The sequence below is a fragment of the Sphingobium sp. B11D3A genome (genome assembly GCF_025961695.1).
Lineage (GTDB): Bacteria > Pseudomonadota > Alphaproteobacteria > Sphingomonadales > Sphingomonadaceae > Sphingobium.
This window is the reverse complement of the sequence record NZ_JAOQOE010000001.1, coordinates 2784425-2803494: the sequence shown is the minus strand read 5'-3', so window position 1 is coordinate 2803494 and position 19070 is coordinate 2784425. Positions and strand designations below refer to the sequence as shown.

The 19070-nt window shown below is 64.8% G+C and carries 19 protein-coding genes; 4 read left to right on the top strand and 15 right to left on the bottom strand.

Going from position 1 to position 19070, the window contains the following annotated elements; genetic code table 11:
- Positions 1–65 precede the first annotated feature (65 nt).
- The gene (locus tag M2332_RS13075; protein WP_181558649.1) at positions 66–512 is read right to left on the bottom strand and encodes a PAS domain-containing protein; all 447 of its coding nucleotides are present in this window, start codon (positions 510–512) and stop codon (positions 66–68) included.
- 167 nt (positions 513–679) lie between these two features.
- Between M2332_RS13075 and M2332_RS13070 the strand changes: the two genes are divergently transcribed.
- Complete coding sequence (locus M2332_RS13070; protein ID WP_264574393.1) at positions 680–2470, top strand: aminopeptidase P family protein; 1791 nt, start codon at positions 680–682, stop codon at positions 2468–2470.
- 8 nt (positions 2471–2478) lie between these two features.
- Here M2332_RS13070 and M2332_RS13065 read toward each other — a convergent pair whose 3' ends face one another.
- From M2332_RS13065 to M2332_RS13050, 4 genes are all read right to left on the bottom strand, one after another.
- Positions 2479–3984 carry a PAS domain-containing protein gene (locus M2332_RS13065; RefSeq protein WP_264574392.1) on the bottom strand — a complete coding sequence of 502 codons (1506 nt, stop codon included), beginning with the start codon at positions 3982–3984 and terminating at the stop codon, positions 2479–2481.
- A gap of 197 nt (positions 3985–4181) precedes the next feature.
- Positions 4182–4802 (bottom strand): Pr6Pr family membrane protein, encoded by a 621-nt coding sequence (locus tag M2332_RS13060; protein ID WP_264574391.1) that lies wholly within the window; start codon positions 4800–4802, stop codon positions 4182–4184.
- Between the two features lie 8 nt (positions 4803–4810).
- Positions 4811–5620, bottom strand: coding sequence for a bifunctional DNA-formamidopyrimidine glycosylase/DNA-(apurinic or apyrimidinic site) lyase (gene mutM, locus M2332_RS13055; RefSeq protein ID WP_264574390.1), 810 nt, complete (start codon positions 5618–5620; stop codon positions 4811–4813).
- A 42-nt stretch (positions 5621–5662) separates the two neighbouring features.
- Positions 5663–5923, bottom strand: a complete 261-nt coding sequence (locus M2332_RS13050; protein WP_181558645.1) for a hypothetical protein — start codon at positions 5921–5923, stop codon at positions 5663–5665.
- Positions 5924–6037: 114 nt separating this feature from the next.
- On the opposite strand from M2332_RS13050, the gene M2332_RS13045 reads away from it, so the two are divergent.
- Positions 6038–6835 (top strand): inositol monophosphatase family protein, encoded by a 798-nt coding sequence (locus M2332_RS13045; RefSeq protein WP_264574389.1) that lies wholly within the window; start codon positions 6038–6040, stop codon positions 6833–6835.
- 18 nt (positions 6836–6853) lie between these two features.
- On the opposite strand, the gene M2332_RS13040 is transcribed toward M2332_RS13045, so the two are convergent.
- From M2332_RS13040 to M2332_RS13025, 4 genes are all read right to left on the bottom strand, one after another.
- Positions 6854–7042, bottom strand: coding sequence for a YMGG-like glycine zipper-containing protein (locus M2332_RS13040; RefSeq protein WP_181558643.1), 189 nt, complete (start codon positions 7040–7042; stop codon positions 6854–6856).
- Between the two features lie 80 nt (positions 7043–7122).
- Entirely contained in the window at positions 7123–7473 is a 351-nt protein-coding gene (locus M2332_RS13035) for an arsenate reductase (protein WP_264574388.1), read from the bottom strand.
- Positions 7474–7513: 40 nt separating this feature from the next.
- The gene (locus M2332_RS13030; RefSeq protein ID WP_181558641.1) at positions 7514–7948 is read right to left on the bottom strand and encodes an RrF2 family transcriptional regulator; all 435 of its coding nucleotides are present in this window, start codon (positions 7946–7948) and stop codon (positions 7514–7516) included.
- 120 nt (positions 7949–8068) lie between these two features.
- Positions 8069–9442: a class II 3-deoxy-7-phosphoheptulonate synthase gene (locus M2332_RS13025; RefSeq protein ID WP_181558640.1), complete on the bottom strand. Its 1374-nt coding sequence runs from the start codon at positions 9440–9442 to the stop codon at positions 8069–8071.
- Positions 9443–9889: 447 nt separating this feature from the next.
- On the opposite strand from M2332_RS13025, the gene M2332_RS13020 reads away from it, so the two are divergent.
- Together M2332_RS13020 and M2332_RS13015 are read left to right on the top strand one after the other, a co-directional pair.
- A complete protein-coding gene (locus M2332_RS13020; RefSeq protein ID WP_264574387.1) occupies positions 9890–10510 on the top strand; it encodes a YqiJ family protein in 621 nt (206 codons plus the stop codon).
- A gap of 36 nt (positions 10511–10546) precedes the next feature.
- Positions 10547–12253 carry a flotillin family protein gene (locus M2332_RS13015; RefSeq protein WP_413715985.1) on the top strand — a complete coding sequence of 569 codons (1707 nt, stop codon included), beginning with the start codon at positions 10547–10549 and terminating at the stop codon, positions 12251–12253.
- Positions 12254–12312: 59 nt separating this feature from the next.
- Here the strand turns inward: M2332_RS13015 and M2332_RS13010 are convergent, their stop codons facing one another.
- From M2332_RS13010 to thrS, 6 genes are all read right to left on the bottom strand, one after another.
- The gene (locus M2332_RS13010; protein WP_264574385.1) at positions 12313–12951 is read right to left on the bottom strand and encodes a YoaK family protein; all 639 of its coding nucleotides are present in this window, start codon (positions 12949–12951) and stop codon (positions 12313–12315) included.
- 9 nt (positions 12952–12960) lie between these two features.
- Complete coding sequence (locus tag M2332_RS13005; RefSeq protein ID WP_264574384.1) at positions 12961–13926, bottom strand: NAD(P)-dependent oxidoreductase; 966 nt, start codon at positions 13924–13926, stop codon at positions 12961–12963.
- Complete coding sequence (cysS, locus tag M2332_RS13000) at positions 13916–15391, bottom strand: cysteine--tRNA ligase (RefSeq protein WP_264574383.1); 1476 nt, start codon at positions 15389–15391, stop codon at positions 13916–13918. Before cysS ends, M2332_RS13005 begins: the two co-directional genes overlap by 11 nt.
- 125 nt (positions 15392–15516) lie before the next feature.
- A complete protein-coding gene (gene infC / locus M2332_RS12995) occupies positions 15517–16053 on the bottom strand; it encodes a translation initiation factor IF-3 (protein ID WP_181558636.1) in 537 nt (178 codons plus the stop codon).
- A 223-nt stretch (positions 16054–16276) separates the two neighbouring features.
- A complete protein-coding gene (locus M2332_RS12990) occupies positions 16277–16720 on the bottom strand; it encodes an acetyltransferase (RefSeq protein ID WP_264574382.1) in 444 nt (147 codons plus the stop codon).
- A 51-nt stretch (positions 16721–16771) separates the two neighbouring features.
- Entirely contained in the window at positions 16772–18772 is a 2001-nt protein-coding gene (gene thrS / locus M2332_RS12985) for a threonine--tRNA ligase (RefSeq protein WP_264574381.1), read from the bottom strand.
- Positions 18773–19070: the final 298 nt, after the last annotated feature.

Sequence of the window (19070 nt, the reverse complement as noted above, 5' to 3'; positions counted from 1 at the left end):
CCGCGTCGAGCAGCCCCGTCGGCTATGGCAATGTCAAGCCTGTCGAGACGAGCGGCCCGCCGCCGTCACATCTGCGTCTCATACTCCGCCGTGACATCCTGCTTGGTGCCGGTGAGCCGCACGACACGCCGTTCGCACAGCACCGGCACGGCCGTCAGCCGCATCCAGCGCAAGGCGCCATCCGGCCGGCGCAGCCGCGCATCCATGGTGAAACCGCGACGATGGCGAATCGCATAGGCCCGCAGCGACTCCATCGCCGCCCGCGAGTCCGCCAGATAGATCGATGTCGCCAGCGACCGTGTCAGCTTCTCTTCCACGGGGATGCCGAACAGATCGTAGACGGCTCTGGACCATGTCAGGCTTTCGTCGGTCAGCCGGCAGCTCCACAGGCCAATGCCCTGATTGTCCAGCGCGCTCTCCTCCCGATTCACCATGGGCATGATCGGCAGGCGCCAGCTTGCCTCGTAAACCGGCCAGCTATGCGTGAGAAAAGGCGTTTGCCCGGTAGTCATAGGGTGATCTTTGCTCTGGTCCTGATCGCATGAGCGTCCCGGTCTTGTTCGCCAGCAGTGGCGGCAAATGCTGGCAAGCCGTCTGGAAACGCTTATGCTGTCCGGCAGAGATTAACGAGCGCCCCTTAAAAATGAACGAATGCGGGCGCGAACAGGAACGCTTGTCCATGTCTACCCATGAAGATCGCCTGCGCGCGCTGCGCGCCCAGCTGTCCCGCCAGTCGCTCGACGGCTTCGTCGTGCCGCTCACCGATGAGCATCTGTCCGAATATGTCGGCGGCTATGCGCAGCGCCTCGCCTGGCTCACCGGTTTTTTGGGCTCTGCGGGCAGCGCGGTCGTGCTGCCGCAGGAGGCGGCGATTTTCACGGACGGGCGCTACACCTTGCAGGTGCGCGATCAGGTGGATGGCGCGCACTGGCAGTTCGAGAGCGTGCCGCAAACGAGCGTCGCCACCTGGCTCGGGGTCCATGCCCCGGCTGGCGGACGGATTGGCTATGATCCCTGGCTGCACACCCGCCGCTGGGTCGAGGAGGCGACACGCGCGCTTGCCAGCAAGGGCGCCACGCTCGTGCCGGTCGATCATAATCCCGTCGATGCGGTCTGGGACGATCGCCCCGATCCCAGCAAGGCCCGCCTCGTGCCGCATGATGAGCGTCATGCCGGGCAGAGCAGCGCCGCCAAGCGCGCCGATATGGCGGACTGGATGAAAGCGCAGGACGTGGACGCCACCGTCCTCACCGCGCTCGATTCGATCGCCTGGACCTTCAACATTCGCGGCGCGGACGTGACCCACACGCCGGTCGCGCTGGCTTATGCCCTGCTCCATGCGGACGGCAAGGCGCAGCTCTTCGTCGACCCCGCCAAGATCGATGCCGACGTGCGCGCGCATCTCGGCAATTCGGTCGACATTCTGGACCGCGCCGCCTTCACCGATGCGCTGGCAGGGCTTGCCGGCAAGGCCGTCGCTGTCGACCCCGACCGCGCCGTCTCCGCGATCTTCGAAGCGCTGGACAAGGCCGGCGCCCTGATCAAGCCGCTGCGCGATCCCGCTGTTCTGCCCAAGGCCGTGAAGAACCAGACCGAAATTGCCGGCCACAAGTCCGCGCAGGCGCGAGACGGCGCCGCCATGGCCAAGTTCCTCCACTGGCTGTCCATCGAAGGCCCCAAGGGCGGCCAGACCGAAATCAGCGTGTCGGACCGGTTGCAGGCGTTCCGTGAAGAAACCGGCGCACTCGTGGACCTCAGCTTCGACACGATTTCCGGCTCTGGCCCCAATGGCGCCATCGTCCATTACAAGGCGAGCGAGGCGACGAACCGGCCGGTTGAAGTGGGCACCCTACTGCTGGTCGATTCAGGCGGGCAATATCGCGACGGGACGACCGATATCACCCGCACCATGGCCATCGGCACGCCCACGCAGGAGATGTGCCGCCGCTTCACGCTGGTACTCAAGGGCCATATCGCGCTCGCCTGCGCGCGCTTTCCAGCGGGGACGCGCGGCAGCCAGCTCGACGTGCTCGCCCGGCAATTCCTGTGGGCCGAGGGGCTGGATTATGCGCATGGTACCGGCCACGGCGTCGGCAGCTTCCTCTCGGTGCATGAAGGCCCGCAGCGCATCGCGACGTTCGGCGGCGGGGACGAACCGCTGCAACCCGGCATGATCCTCTCCAACGAGCCGGGCTATTACAAGACCGGCGAATATGGCATCCGCATCGAGAATCTGGTGCTGGTGTTGGGCAGCGGCTCCGGCGAAAACGACCGGCCCTTCTATGCCTTCGAGACGCTGAGCCATACGCCGATCGATCGCGCCCTCATCGCCGTCGACGCGCTGACCCCGGCCGAACGGGCCTGGGTGGACGCCTATCACGCGCGCACATTGGCGATCATCGGGCCGCAGCTGGATGGCGAGGAGCTGGCATGGCTGCAGGCTGCCTGCGCGCCACTAACCGCCGACTGACTGGGGAGTCAGGCCGCCTGCAGGCGGTAGGGAATGGTCGTCGTGACCTTGAGGCCGCGCGGCAACCATTCCCGCACGAAGGTTCCGCGCAACTGGCGCTCGATGCTCAGCCGGATGAGATCGGACCCGAAGCCCTGATGATCGCCGGGCGGCGCGCTGTCGCCCTTGCTCTCCTGCCACTCCAGCCGGAGCTGTTCCGAAGATCCTGAGATCATCAGGTCCACAAACCCTTCCGGCGAGGAGAGCGAACCATATTTGACGGCGTTGGTCGCCAGTTCGTGGAACACCAGCGCGATCGGGGTCATGTAGGTTTCGGCGAGCAGCACATCGTCGCCGCGAATGCGGATGCGCTCAATGCCCTCCAGATTATAGGCCGCGAACAATTCGCCCAGCAGCCCCTGCAACGTCAGCGTCTGCGCGCCCTCGCGCGGCTGCACATAATCATAGGCCCGTCCCAGCGCGGCAATCTGGTCGCTCATCTTCGAGCTGAAGCCCTTGAGTTCGGGAACGCCGCGACTGGAGAGGTAGAGCAGCGAGCCGATGACCGTGAAGATGTTCTTGATGCGATGGACCAGCTCGCGCGAGAGAAGCTCCTTCTGCTCGCGCATGATGCGCTGATCGTGAATGTCCGTGCAGGTGCCGAACCAGCGCACGATGTTGCCGGCATCATCCCTGATCGGCAATGCGCGCCCGAGCGTCCAGCGATATTCGCCATCGAACCGGCGCAGGCGATATTCGATTTCATAGGGATCGCCGGTAGCCAGCGAATGGCTCCACACCTCCCATGCCTTGGCCTGATCGTCGGGATGGAACTGGCCGTTCCAGCCGGTCCCGTCGGTCCGGCCGAGCTGCGCACCGGTAAATTCGTACCAACGCGCATTATAATAATCATGATAGCCATCGGCACGCGTGGACCAGACCATTTGCGGCATCGCATCGGCCAGCACCCGGAAGCGCTCTTCGCTCGCCGCCAGATCGGCTTCGGCGGCATTCTCCCAAGCCCGATGCGCGAGCATGACCCGTCGGGCCTCCAGCCGCCGCATGGTGGCTTCCGCCAAGACTGTGAGGCCCTGACGTTGAATGTCGGTCAGCCCAGCGCGCGGTTCGGGCGAAACAACGCAAAGCGACCCCAGCGCCTCGCCACTCTTGGACACAAGCGGCGCCCCGGCATAGAAGCGAATATGCGGTTCGCCGGTGACGAGCGGATTATCCTGAAAACGGCCGTCCTGCGTCGCGTCGCCTACGTCCATGACATCATGGCCCAGCATCGCATGCGCGCAGAAAGACATGCTCCTGGGCGTCTCGGTGGCGTCGATCCCGGTTTTCGCCACGAACCTCTGGCGATGCTCCTCGACCAGACTGACCAGTGCGATGGGGCAATCGCAGAGCTGGCCGGCAAACTCGACGATGCGGGTCAGTTCCTCGTCGCCGAACAGCCCGTCGATCTCATAGGCCTCGAGCGTGATGCGCTCTTCGGGCGAAGCAGCGTCGCGGTTGCTCTCAGCGCTCGCCATGGGCGCTCACAATCCGGCCTCGGCAGTCGCAAGGCTGCGCGCGTGAAGAGGGCCAATATGTGAGGAGCAAGATCGTCATGGGGAGACACCCATGTAGGAGCGCAAAGGCGGAAGTCCATGCGGACTTTTGCGTATCTGCGGGATTTCGTCGCAGGAAGTGTCTCTCAATCAGTCGTTTCTTGATCTCTGGCGCAGATTCATCCCAACCGGCGGTCGATCCACACCACCACGGCTCCGACAAGCATGAAGCCCAAAGCGATGAGGCCCACGGTCACGCCAACCTGCGCCCAGCCGTGGCGGGAGACATCGAGGAAGGGATAGGGATAGCGCCCATCGAACTGCGCCCGCCCGATGGCATAGGCCAGATAAGCCAATGGCAGCAGCGCCCAGCGCAGCGTATCGGCATAGACCAGCCGTCCCTTGGGCACGAACACGAGCCAGTAGAGCGCCACCGCAGGCGGGGCGATGTAATGGAGCAGGAGGTTCGAGGTCTCGGCGGGGCCGCTGAGGCTTTCCGTCGCGCGCAGCAGCACTGCATAGACGATGCCGATCAAGCCCATGGCCAGCATCACGCCCGCGAGCCGGCGGGGATGACTCGGTGCCTTCGCCCCCAGCGCCACGCCAAACAGCACCACGCAGCTGAGCAGATTGCCGATCACCGTGAAGAAGCGCAGCATCGTCCACGCGGCGGCCTGGGGCGAGCCTGTCGTCTCCAGAGAGACGGCAAAGCGGATCGAGAGCCCGGCAAAAGCGATGAGGCCGACAAGCAGCGCCGCGATGCGCGCGGACATGGACAGCGTCTTGGTGGGTGGGCGCATCTCTCGGCCTAGCTCTGGCAAGTGGGGCAATAAAAGGTGGAACGGCCTGAATCGACCCGGCGCTTCACCGTGCCCCCGCAGGGGCAGGCCAGCCCTTCCCGCCCATAAACGCGCCAGTCCTTGGCGAAATAGCCAAGCTCCCCATCCGGCCGCGCATAATCGCGCAGCGTGGAGCCGCCGGCGGCAATGGCGGCCACCAGCACCGCGCGAATGGCCTCGACCAGCCGCGCGAGCCGCGCCCGAGAGATCCGCCCGGCCGCGCGCGTGGGCGATATGCGGGCGATGTTCAGCGCCTCGCACACATAGATATTGCCCAGCCCGGCGACGATCCGCTGATCGAGCAGCATCGCCTTGATCGGCGCTGCCCGCCCCTCCAGCGCCTGCGCCAGATAGTCGGCCGTCAGCGCATCGCCCAGCGGCTCGGGGCCGAGGGCGGCGAAGGGCGGATAGGCGCCCAGCGCATCGGTTGGTGTCAGGTGCACGAACCCGAACCGGCGCGGGTCATTGAGGGCAAGGCGGTGGGTGGCCGTCTCCAGCAGCAGATGATCGTGCTTGCCTACCTCGCTCGGGTCGATCCGCCAGCGCCCGGACATGCCGAGGTGGAAGATCATGGTGTCGCCACGATCGGTATTGATCAGGCCATATTTGGCGCGCCGGCCTAGCCCGGTGATTCGCGCCCCGGTGAGCCGCTGGCGCAGATCGACCGGGAAGGGAAAGCGCAGGTCCGCCCGGCGCGGCTCGACCAGCGTGAGTTGCGCCCCGTCGAGCACCTGACGCAGGCCGGCAACGGTGGTTTCGACTTCGGGAAGCTCAGGCATTCCTGCAGGCATAGGCCGAGGCGCGGCCTGCGCCAACAGGCATCAGAGCCAAAGTTGCCAGGGCAGCAGCAGCGGCGCGCAGAAGAGCAGCGCCAGCGCCAGCATCAGCCGCGCCTTGCCGGGCACCGCCAGTTCATCGGGCACCAACCCATCGGGCCGCGCCCACAGGAACGGGCAGGCGAGGACAGCCAGCGCGCCCAGCCCCAGAGCTACCAGCCGAGCCCCCAGAAAAGCGCCGTCCAGCCACAGCCCCATCGCGCCAAAGGCAAAGCCGAGGGTCAGGACCCACATCAGCAGGCGCATGGTCGGGGCTCTTTGCTCATGCCCTCAAAAAACGGATCGAAGCGCCGTCTCTTTAGCGCGGGACTTGCGCGAAAACCGCTGGCTCTTCGGCGGCTTTCTCCGTAGCGAAATGCCATGGCTCTTCCCGATGACATCACCCTCGCCAACGCCCTTGCCGATGCAGCGGGCGCCGCGATCCGCCCTTTTTTCCGCGCGCCTTACGATATCGAGGCCAAGGCCGACGCCTCGCCGGTAACAGAAGCCGATCGCGCGGCGGAACTGGCGATGCGCGGCCTGTTGGAGACGCAGCGTCCGGCGGATGGCATCATCGGCGAGGAATTCGGCACCGTTCGCGAAGGGGCGTCACGCCAGTGGGTGCTCGACCCTATCGATGGCACGCGCAGCTTCATCGCGGGCCGCCCGATCTTCGGGACGCTGATCGCCTTGATGCAGGACGGCTGGCCGATCCTCGGCATCATCGATCAGCCGATCAGTGGAGAGCGCTGGGTCGGCGCCATGGGCCAGCCGACATTGTTCAACGGCAAGCCTGCGCGTACCAGGCGATGCCGGGCTCTGAAAGGCGCGCAACTGGCGACGACCAGCCCCCATCTGTTCAGCGCGCATGATGGCGAACATTATCTCGCGCTCGCCGCAGCCGTTGCCGGCGACCGACTGGGTCAGGGCCCGATCTACGGCGGCGACTGCTATAATTACGGCCTGCTGGCGAGCGGCCATGTCGACATCGTGTGCGAGACGGGCCTCAAGCTCCACGATTTCGCGGCCCTCGTCCCGGTGGTCGAGGGTGCCGGCGGGCACATGTGCGACTGGTCTGGCGAACCGCTCCATGAAGCCAGCGCCGGCGACGTCATCGCCATGGGCGATCCCGCCCGCCTCGAAGATGTCATCGGCGCCCTGTCCCATCATCACGACTGACGGGCCAGTGCCGCGTTTTTAGTCGACGACCGTCCCGACCACGGCGCCAGCTGCGCCACCGACAGCCGCACCCTTGCCGACGTCATTGCCGGTCACTGCAGCCGTACCGGCGCCCGCCGCCGCGCCGATGCCGGCGCCCTTAAGGGTCGAACAACCCGAGACAGCCAACGCACTAGCCGTGATCAGACCGATCAGAACGAGTTTCATGATGCATTCCTTCCAGCAAATTCCTGCTGAACAAATGCGCAAAGCGTCCGCGTCGTTCCCGACCGCTGCGGCGCCTCTCCCTAGGCCTCAAGAACCGCCTGCCACTGATCGGGCTTGAAACCGACCAGCAAGGCGCTCGCCCCCGTCACCACCGGGCGCTTGATCATCGAGGGATGCTCGACCATCAGCGCGATGGCCTTGGCCTCATCGATCCCGCTCTTGGCATCATCCGGCAGTTTGCGGAACGTCGTACCGGCGCGGTTGAGCAGTACGTCCCATCCCGCCTGCTCTGACCAATCGGCCAGCTCTGCCGACGTTGGCGGCACCTTTTTATAATCGCGGAAATCATGCGCGAGGCCCTGATCGTCCAGCCACTTGCGGGCCTTCTTCACCGTGTCGCAATTGGGGATGCCGTGCAGGGTCAGGGACAATGCTCTCTCCTTGGAATACAGGCTGGAAGGTCGAAAGCGATCAGGCCGGCGCGCCGACTTCGGCATCCTCGAATTTGTCGGCCAGCGTCAGGCGGTCGAGGATGGCGGCGGTCTCGTCGCGGACCTTGAGCATGATGCGCCGAAGCTCACACTCATCTTCCGGCAAACAGTTCTTGCAGGGCTGGTGTGCATAGCGGCTGGCACAGGGCACAAGGGCCAGCGCGCCATCGGTGAGCCGGAAGATGTCGCCATAGCGGATGTCGATCGGCGGCAATGCCAGCCAATAGCCGCCTTCCCGCCCCCGCCGCGTCGCCACGAGGCCCGCACGGCTGAGTTCCGACAGGATCACGGTCAGAAATTTGGCGGGAATATTCTGCGCGACCGCAATATCGGTGAGCTGGATCGGCCCCTCACCATAATGCCGCGCGAGGTGCTGGAGAGCGCGGATGGAATATCGCGTGCGTTGCGAAAGCATACCAACCTATTTGGCAGAGAATGCCGTCCGCGCAAGGGGCAAGCCCGCGCAATCGCTCGATAGCGGTTCTTTTTCAATCTCGGGAACGGGCCGTGACGCTCGCCACGGCCCTTCCGATTGTTAAGCGGCCTGCTTGCGCCGCTCGGCCAGCTCGTCGTTGAGCATTTCGGCCAGCAGGAAGGCCAGCTCCAGACTCTGCGCCGCGTTGAGGCGGGGGTCGCAGTGCGTGTGGTAGCGATCCGCCAGGCTCTGCTCGGTGATGTCGATCGCGCCGCCCGTGCATTCGGTGACGTTCTGCCCAGTCATCTCGGCATGGATGCCGCCGCCGAAGCTGCCCTCGGCGCGATGCACGGCGAAGAAGCCGCGCACCTCGGCGAGGATGCGCTCGAACGGGCGCGTCTTGTAGCCATTGGCCGCCTTGATGACATTGCCGTGCATCGGATCGCACGACCACACCACCGGATGCCCTTCGCGCATCACCGCCCGCACGAGCGGGGGCAGCGCGCCCTCGATCTTGTCATGACCATAGCGCGTGATGAGCGTGATGCGCCCGGCCTCGCGGCGCGGGTTCAGCGCATCGAGCAGGCGCAGCAGCACATCGGGCTGCAGGCTCGGCCCGACCTTCATGCCGATGGGATTGCCGATGCCGCGCAGATACTCGACATGGGCCGAGCCCTCGAAGCGCGTCCGGTCGCCGATCCACAGCATGTGCGCGCTGGTGTCGTACCACTGGCCGGTGAGCGAATCCTGACGGGTCAGGGCTTGCTCATAAGGCAGCAGCAGCGCCTCGTGGCTGGTGTAGAAGCTGGTCCCGCCAAGCTGGGGCACCGTGTCCGGCGAGAGACCGCAGGCCTTCATGAAGTCCAGCGCCTCGCCGATGCGATCGGCCATCTCGCTGAACTTCTGGGCCCAGGGGCTGCGGCCCATGAAATCCAGCATCCAGCCATGCACCTTGTCGAGGCTGGCATAGCCGCCGGTCGAGAAGGCGCGCAGCAGGTTGAGCGTGGCGGCCGACTGATTGTAGGACCGGATCATGCGCGCCGGATCGGGCTCGCGGCCGTCTGCCGTGAACGCAATGTCGTTCACATTGTCCCCGCGATAGCTCGGCAGCTCGACGCCATCGATCGTCTCGGTCCCAGCGGAACGCGGCTTGGCGAACTGGCCGGCCATGCGACCCACCTTCACCACCGGCAGCTTGCTGGCGAAGGTGAGCACCACCGCCATCTGCAGCAGCACGCGGAACGTGTCGCGGATGTTATTCGGGTGGAACTCGGCGAAGGATTCGGCGCAGTCCCCGCCCTGCAGCAGGAACGCCTCGCCATTGGCGACCTTGGCCAGATCGGCCGTCAGGTTGCGGGCCTCGCCTGCAAAGACGAGCGGCGGAAAGGTCCCAAGCTGCGCCTCGGCTGCCGCGAGTGCCGCAGCATCGCGATAGATCGGCATTTGCAACCCTTCATGATCCCGCCAGCTTGCGGGCGACCATTTCGCCGTCATGATATTCCAGACTCCAAGCGTGTTCGCGCCACAACATGGGGTGTGGCGGACAAGGGGCAAGCCCCTACGCGTTTGAGGGCTTTGAGGCAAGGAGGTTGGGGATAAAGGCGCGAGGATGCGCGGGCGCAGCAGCGTCGTGACGTAAGATCAACCCGTCGCGTAGTGGGGAGATCAATCCAGTCTTCCCGCGAACAAACGGAGCGCCTGCCGCGTAACATGATCCGGAGGCCCGTAAAAACATTAAACACATGGCGAACGGAGACACTCTAATCGTGCGGCGAAATCTTGAGAATTCAGGCCGTTTCTCGAAGTAAATGCCGTCCAAATTCCCGGAACATTCAGAAAAATCATATGATGAAGGTCCGGTTTTGCTGGATTCATAGTCGCTATCAGGCGAAATGGACTCGGGAATCGGAAACGGGGGCTGTCAAGTCGACAGCAGGGATCATGAGCCTTCTGGCTGACTATAACTGGCCATTCGCGGTATCGCTCGGCGTGATGGTTCTTCTCGCGGCCCTGCAGGTGCTTGGACTCGGTGACCTGTTCAGCAGCACGGAAACCGACCTGGACGCGGAATCGGGCGGAAGCCCAGCCGATGGACTATTGAGCCTGGTCGGTGTGGGCCGCGTGCCGTTCATGATCTGGCTGGCGGTGCTCCTGCTGCTTTTCGCGGCGATCGGCGTGAGTATACAAAGCCTGGCCGGCGCCTTCATCGGCAAGGCACTGGCTCCGTGGCTGGCAGGCCTCCTTGCTTCGGTTGTAGCTCTACCAGCGACGGGAGCACTCGTGCGACCGCTCTCGCGCATCCTGCCAGGCGACGAGACGACGGCGGTAGAGATCGAATCCCTCCTTGGTCGCCGCGCGAAAATTCTCACCGGTCGCGCCAGCCGCGGAAGCCCCACCCGCGCTCAGGTCATTGATCATCACGGTCAGATGCACCTTGTGATGGTGGAGCCCCATCATAGTGACACCGAAATGGGCGAAGGCGACGAAGTTCTCCTCGTGCGCCGGGAAGGAGAGCGGTTTTACGCTGTAGCCCTGGAGGAAAAACGTTTGGCGCCGATCTGACGGCGAGGGGAGACTGGAATGCAGGGACTGGACCTCATGGATATTGCAATTTGGGCAGGCGCGATCTTCGCCTTGCTCCTGATCTTCGGCTTTACGATCGCGCGACTTTACCGGCGCGCCACGAAGGAAGTGGGCTTCGTCCGAACCGGATTTGGCGGAGAGAAGGTGGTCATGAACGGCGGGGCGCTCGTGCTGCCCGTGCTGCACGAAACCATGCCGGTCAATATGAACACGGTCCGCCTCGCGGTGGAGCGCAAGAACATGGATGCGCTGATCACGCTCGACCGGTTGCGGATTGACGTGAAGGCCGAATTCTATGTCCGCGTCCGCCCCGATGCAGGCGCAATAGCCATGGCTGCGCAGACGCTTGGCCTGCGCACGATGCAGCCGGAAGCTCTGAAAGATCTCGTCGAAGGAAAGTTTGTCGACGCGCTTCGGTCTGTTGCGGCCGGAATGAGCATGAACGAACTGCACGAAAAGCGCGCCGACTTCGTTCAGAAGGTGCAACAGGTCTCATCTGTGGATCTCGCGATGAATGGCCTGGAACTGGAATCCGTTTCACTGACGGGGCTGGACCAAACGAGCATCGAGCATTTCAACGCCAACAACGCATTCGATGCGGAGGGTCTGACCAAGCTCACCGAACAGATCCAGCAGCGCAAGAAGCTGCGCAACGATATCGAAATGGACACGCGGGTCCAGATCGAGACGAAGAACCTCGAAGCCGATCAGCGCAGTCTGCAGATCAGCCGCGATAACGAGTTCGCGCGGCTGGAGCAGGAACGCGAGGTCGAAATGCGGCGTGCGGCGCAAGCGGCAGAAGTCGCTCGGGAGCAGGCACTGCGCAGTCAGGAGGCGGAGGCCGCGCGGATCGACGCCAAGCGGCTGATCGATTCGCAGCAGATCGAAGCTGACCGCTCGATCGAACAAGCCCGCATCGCACAGGCCCAGGCCATAGAAATCGCGCGGCAGGAACAGCAGATCGCCGTTCAGAACAAGAGCCGGGAAGAAAGCCAGGCAAAGGCCGAGGCTGACGCAGCTCGCGCCAAAGCGGCTGCGGCCGAAGAACAGGTTATCACCAGCCGCGAAACTGAAGTGGCCGAGCGTGATAAGCGCATCGAACTGATTGAAGCGGCGAAAGCAGCGGAACGCGAAGCGATCAAGCTGAAGGTGCAGGCAGAAGCCGAAAAAGATGCGGCCACGAACCACGCCGAGGCTATTCGACGCGCAGCTGAGGGCGAGGCCGATGCGACGAAGCTGAGAGCCGAGGCCGACCGCGTGCGCTTCGAAGTCGAAGCAGCGGGTCAACGCGCTGTCAACGAAGCCGCAAACCTCCTATCCAGCAGCCAGATCAGCCTTCAGACGAAGCTGGCGCTGCTCAAGGTGCTGCCGGACCTGGTGCGTGAAAGCGCCAAGCCGCTTGAGGCAATCGACTCCATCAAGATCGTTCAGGTGGATGGCCTCACGCAAAAAGCGGGTGGCCCCGCCAATGCAGCGCCCTCGGGAGGAGGATCGGGCAACCTTGCGCAGGACGCCCTCTCAGCAGCCCTCGCCTATCGAGCGCAAGCGCCGGTTCTCGACGGCCTGATGAAGGAACTGGGGCTTGATGGACGCTCGCTCGACGGGCTTGTCGCCGGAGGCATGGCAGACGAGGCAAGCCCGCGCGACGGGCGGAGCGATACTGGCGAGAGCGCTAAGAGACTGAAGGGTAGTCAGGCGCAGGAGCGGTCGGAAAAGTTGTAACGCAGATGCACCGGGCTGTGGAGGGACGTGACTATGCCGCCTCCGCAGCCTACTGCCACTTAGCGGCTCGGCACGATGGTCCTCGTTGATGCAACGCACAGGATCATTCCGACACCCGCCGCAATCCATAGCGCTGAAGAGCCCAGCCTTGCATAAGCGAAAGCCCCGGCAATCGCGCCGGTCATCAGCCCGCTCCACAGGCCGAGGTCGACCCGCCAGTGGCTTGCATCCTTGCCGGTGAGGCGGTTGGCGAGCGCCTGACCTAACCGGACAAGTGCGCCGGTCATATAGGTGAGCCCGACCTTCACCTCGCCATTGTCGGCGAGCGCGGCATTTTCGGCGCCCATGGCCATGACCATCGCGGCGAGTGCAAAAGTCGGCGAAATCGGTGCGGCGAGCGCGGCCACTAACAGCAGCGCCGTCACCAGACCGAGCACGGCGGGACGGCGATGTGGGCCCGCGCGATGCCCCACCAGTCCGCCCAGCACGACGCCCGTAACGAACCCGGCAATGAGGCCCGCGGCCGTCAGCGCGGCGCTGGAGCCTTCGCTGATCCCCACCGCCAACCGCGTGGAGTTGCCGCTCATGAACGAGACGAAAAAGCCGCCCGCAGTGAGGAAGCCCAGCGCGTCCACGAAACCGGCCAGCGCGGAGAGCGCGATGGCGAGGTTGAGCAGGCGGGCGTCGGACCTCAGCATCGCTCGCGCCTAATAATCCCGGTTGAGGTCGGCGACATGCTCCAAGGGCTCGCCGGCCAGATAATGGCGGATGTTCCGCGCGAACCGCTCGGCGCCGCGCTGGAAGGCGCTGGTCTGGCTCGGCCCCGCCAGATGCATGGTGACGAGCACATTCGGCGCGCGCCACAGCGGGTGTTCGGGCGGCAAGGGCTCGGGCGTCGCGACATCGAGGAACGCGCTGCCCAGATGCCCGGCCTCCAGCGAGGCGATGAGCGCAGGCTGATCGATCAGATCGCCGCGCGCGATGTTGATGAGGCGAGCGCCCGGCTTCATGGCGGCCAGTTCTGGGGCGCCGATCATCGCCCGCGTCTCGCTGGTGTTGGGCGCGGCGATGATGACGAAATCGAACTCCGCGAGGCGCGGGCGCCAGTCATCCGGACCGATCACCGCATTGGCACTGTCTGCCGAGCGACGCACGCCGGTCACCTGAACGCCAAAGGCGCGCAGGCGGGTGCCGATCTCCCGACCGATGGCGCCATAGCCGATCACCAGCGCCCGCGCGCCCAGCAACTCGAAATTGCCCGGCGGCCGCATCAGCCAGTTTTGCCGGTCATGGGCGCGCACGACCTCGTCCAGTCGCTTGGCGAGCACCAGCGCGCCCATGACGGCATAATCGGCGATCACGTCCGGCATCAGGCCGGCACCATTGGTGAAGATCTGGCCGCGCGCGCGCATCTCCGCGATCGGGAACGCATCGAAGCCCACGATCACCGTGTGGATCCACTTGGCGTTCACCGCCGCGCGCGGACCCTTGGCGTAGACATTGCCGGCGAACTCATCGAACCAGCCGATCTCCGCCTCCGGCGCCAGGGTCATCGCCTCTTCGGCCCTGGAGAAGCCGCGCAATATGACGCGCCCGGCGATCTCGGCGCCCAGCATGGCTTCCAGCCTCTCCCGCTGCGCTTCCGGCAGAACGATGAGCGGTTTATGCGCCATGATCGAGCCTCCATTCCCAGCCGAGCGGATCGCCGTCCATGACCTCGACGCCGGCGGCGAGCAGTTCGTCGCGCAGCGCATCCGAGGCCGCGAAGTCCTTTTCGGCCCGCGCAGCCTTGCGCCGGTCCATCAGCGCCGCGATCGCGCCTTCATCGATGGCAGCCGCCTTCGGACGCAGGCGCAGTGCTTCTCGCTCGAGCGTGAATAGCCCGAGGCCGAGCACGGCTTCCATCGCCTCGACCAGCGCGCGCTTCTCCTCGGCCGGCACCTTCTTCATCGCCAGCGCCTCATCCAGCACGGTGAGCGCGACCGGCGTGTTGAGATCATCGCTGATCGCGGCATCGAAGCGCCCCAGCAAGGGCGTCAGCTTGGAATGCGCCACCGCACCAGCCGCAGCCACATCGCGCAGGGGTGCCGCGCTCATCAGCATCCGCTTGAGCCGGGTCAGCGCCGCGCCGAGATTGTCCCAGCTGAACTCCAGCTCCGAGCGATAATGCGCCTGCAGGCACATCATCCGATAGGCGAGCGGATGATAGCCCCGGTCGATGAGCAATTGCAGCCGCAGGAACTCGCCCGATGATTTGCTCATCTTGCCGGTGCGGTCGATCAGGAAATTATTGTGCATCCACAGCCGCGCGCCGGAATGGGCCGCGCAATCGAGATGGCCGTGATCGGCATCATAGCCCTGGATCGCCTGATTCTGGGCGATTTCATTGGGGTGATGGATCTCGCGATGGTCGATGCCGCCGGTGTGGATGTCGAACGGCAGCCCCAGCAGCGCGCGGCTCATCACCGAGCATTCCAGATGCCAGCCCGGGGCGCCCTTGCCCCAGGGCGAGTCCCATTCCATCTGGCGCGTCTCACCCGGCGGCGTTCTACGCCAGATCGCGAAATCGGCGGCGTGGCGCTTGCCCTCGACCGGATCGATGCGGCTCTCGCCCTCGTCCGTCGCGGCGCGGGCAAGGCGGCCATAATCGGCCACCGTGCTGGTATCGAAATAGAGGCCGGTCGGCAGCTCATAGCAGTGCTTGTCGGCAATGCTTTTGGCGAACTCGATCATTTGGGGGACGAAATCGGTCGCGATCGACCAATGCGCCGGCTGGCGGATGTTCAGCGCCTCCACGTCCGCCCAATAGGCCTGCGTATAATGCTTGGCGATGTCCCAGATCGACTGCGCCTGCTGCGCGGCCATCCTCTCCATCTTGTCCTCGCCGGCATCGCCATCGTCGGTGAGGTGACCGACATCGGTGATGTTGATGACGTGGGTGAGCTTGAAACCCTTGAAACTCAGCGTCCGCCCGAGCGTATCCGCGAAAACATAAGCGCGCATGTTGCCGATGTGCGGATAATTATAGACCGTCGGCCCACAGCTATAGACCCGCGCCTCGCCGGGGTGAACGGGATCGAACGGCTCGAGCTGGCGCGTAAGACTGTTGAAGAGCTTGAGTGACGGGGCTTGGATCATGGCGCGCCCATGTGAGCGCAGCCAGCGCGCGGGTCAACAGGGCACGAAAGGCCGGGATGCGCTGACGGGGTAAGCCATAGCAATGGCAGAGGGCGGCGCAGGCACCGCCCCCCGACCGAAAAATATCAGCCCTTGGGCGCGAGCACCATGAGCATCTGCCGGCCTTCGAGGCGCGGATAGGATTCGACCTTGGCGATCTCGGCCGTGTTCTCGGCGACGCGCTGGAGCAGCTGCATGCCGAGCTGCTGGTGCGCCATTTCACGGCCGCGGAAGCGCAGCGTGACCTTGACCTTGTCGCCCTCGCCGATGAAATCGACGACCTTCTTCATCTTCGTATCATAATCATGATCGTCGATGTTCGGACGCATCTTGATCTCCTTGATCTCCTGCGTCTTCTGGGTCTTGCGGGCGATATTCGCCTTTTTCTGGGCCTCGTACTTATACTTGCCGATGTCCAGGAACTTGCAGACCGGCGGATCTGCATTGGGAGAGACCTCTACCAGGTCCAGACCGACGTCCGCTGCCTGCTCGATCGCCTCGCGCGTGAACATCACGCCCAGATTTTCGCCCTCTTCATCAATGACGCGCACCTTGGGCACACTGATGAATTCATTGTAGCGGGGGCCGTTCGCGGGCTGTGGCGCCATCGGGCGGCGCATCATCGGGGGACGTATAGCAGTTTCTCCTGTTGCCAATTCACATATGCGAGATGCGCACCTTACCGGTTTTCCATGAGAACGGAAAGAGGCCGTAGCGCGACACGAGGCAAACTGCGGCGCGAAGGTCACAGTTGCGTGCACCGTGCATTTAGGATCGCAAGCCGCTCACGGCAAGGGCCATCATCAGCGAGACCGATGATGAACGGGCCCGGCCTTGCGGCATCCCTCAGCCCGGATGGCGGAAATGAATGAGCGGATAGGGCCGCCCTGCCGGATCAGTCTCCGAGCGCCCCGTGCGCGCGAACCCACGCGCTTCGTAAAACGCGATGGCCTGAGGCGCCTGCTCGCTGGCATCCACCTTTGCACCGGGCACCAGCGCGAGAGCGTGCGCGACAAGAGCGCTGCCATAGCCCTGACCATGCACGGCCGGATCGACGAACAGCGAATCGATCTCGTCCTCGCCCATGCCGAGAAAGGCCTGGACGGTGCCGGCCGCATCCGTCGCGACCCACAGGTCGACCGAGGGAAGATGCTCGTGCTCGACCATCCGGTCGATCTCAACCCGGTCCTCCGGCGTGAGAAAGCCATGCGTCGCATCGACCGCCGCCCGCCAGATCGCCAGCGCGCGCGGCAGATCGGCCGGAGTCGCCTTGCGGATGGGGATGCTCATCAGCTGCCCTTCTTCTAGCCCCTCCCCCGGAGAAGAGGGGCTGAGTTCCACTCAGGCCAGATCCGGCGGCGTGGCTTCCGCTACCAGTTGCGCGATGACTTCATCCACGCTCAGCACCTTCTGATGCTCGTCACTGCCGAGACGGCGCAGGGCGACGGTGCCCTCCTCCGCCTCGCGACGGCCGACGACCAGAAGATTGGGCACGCGCCCGAGGCTGTGCTCGCGCACCTTGTAGTTGATCTTCTCGTTGCGCAGATCGGTCTCGGCGCGGATGCCGGCGGCGCGCAGCTTCTCGACCACCTCGGTCGCATAGCCGTCCGCATCCGAGACGATGGTCGCGACCACTGCTTGCACCGGCGCCAGCCACAGCGGGAACTTGCCGGCATAATGCTCGATGAGGATACCGATGAAGCGCTCATAGCTGCCGAAGATCGCGCGGTGGAGCATCACCGGACGGTGGCGGGCGCCATCCTCGCCGACATAGCTCGCGTCCAGCCGCTCGGGCAGCACGCGGTCGGACTGGATGGTGCCGACCTGCCAGGTGCGGCCGATGGCGTCGGTGAGGTGCCATTCCAGCTTGGGCGCGTAGAAGGCGCCTTCGCCGGGTAGCTCTTCCCAGCCATAGTCCTCGGTCGCAAGGCCAGCGGCGATGACGGCGTTGCGCAGTTCCGTCTCGGCCAGATCCCACATCTCGTCCGAACCGAAGCGCTTTTCCGGGCGCAGCGCGAGCTTGATCGAATAGGTAAAGCCGAAGTCCTTGTAGATGCGGTCGGCCAGCGCGCAGAAGGCGCGGACTTCATTGACGATCTGGTCCTCGCGGCAGAAGATGTGCGCATCGTCCTGCGTGAACTGGCGCACCCGCATCAGGCCGTGCAGCGCGCCGTGCGGCTCGTTGCGGTGGCAGCAGCCATTCTCGTAGATGCGCAGCGGCAGATCACGATAGCTCTTGATGCCCTGGCGGAAGATGAGGACATGCGCCGGGCAGTTCATCGGCTTGAGCGCCATCCACTGCGCATCGTCCGAGACGAGCGGGCCTTCGTCCTCGACATTCGGCACTTCGTCGGGGATGACGAACATATTCTCGCGATATTTGCCCCAGTGGCCGGATTGCTCCCACTGGCGCGCGTCCATCACCTGCGGGGTCTTCACCTCGTTGTAGCCCGCGTCATCGATGGCGCGGCGCATATAGGCCTCCAGCTGGCGCCAGATGACGAAGCCCTGCGGATGCCAGAACACGCTGCCATGCGCTTCCTGCTGGAGGTGGAACAGGTCCATCTCCTGCCCGATCTTGCGATGATCGCGCTTGGCCGCTTCCTCCAGCCGCAGCAGATGAGCATCGAGCTGCTTCTTGTTGAGCCAGCCGGTGCCGTAGATGCGGCTGAGCATCGCGTTCTTCTGGTCGCCGCGCCAGTATGCGCCGGAAACGCGCGTGAGTTTGAAGGCCTGCGGATCGACCTTGCCGGTGGAGGCGAGATGCGGCCCGCGGCACATGTCCAGCCAGTCACTGCCGGACCAGTAGACAGTCAGATCCTCGTCGCCGGGCAGTTCCGCTGCCCATTCCGCCTTGAAGCGCTCGCCCTGCCCCGTCCAGCGTTCGATAAGCTGTTCGCGGGTCCAGACCTCGCGGCGCAGCGGCTTGTCGGCCGCGATGATCTCGCGCATCTTCGCCTCGATGGCGGGCAGGTCTTCCTCGGTGAACGGGCCGCGATCTGCCGGCGCCGCGACGTCATAATAGAAGCCGTCGTCCGTGGAAGGACCGAACGTGATCTGCGTGCCGGGAAACAGCGCCTGCACCGCCTCGGCAAGGATATGCGCATAATCGTGGCGGACCAGCTCCAACGCGTCCGCCTCGTCCCTCGCCGTGACCAGCGCCAGCTGCGCATCGGCCTCCAGCGGGCGGGTGATGTCGACCAGCTCGCCATCCACCCGCGCAGCCAGCGCCGCCTTGGCGAGGCCGGGGCCGATCGCGGCGGCGATCTCCGCCGGCGTGGTGCCGCGCGCAAACTCGCGCTGCGAGCCATCGGGGAGCGTGATTGTCACCTGTTGCGTCATCGGTCTGGTTCCTGCTGTGCGGCTTGCCGCTTAGGCAAGTGCGGGAGACTTGGGAAGAGGCGGAACGGGCCGGAAGCGCATGACCGCCCCGATCCGCTGCTGGGATGGGGCCTTCGGTCCTGCGCGCTTCAATCGATGAGGCGCGTGCCGACGACCCCGGTGCTAGTCCGGGTGGTGGGGGTGGTCGCGGCTGTGAAGCGCAGACGGGGCATGGCGGCTTTCATAAGGGTAGCGCCGGGGTTTGTCACCTGCTGGCGGGGAGGATGTGGAGAGTTGAGACCGCCCATGCTGTAGGAGG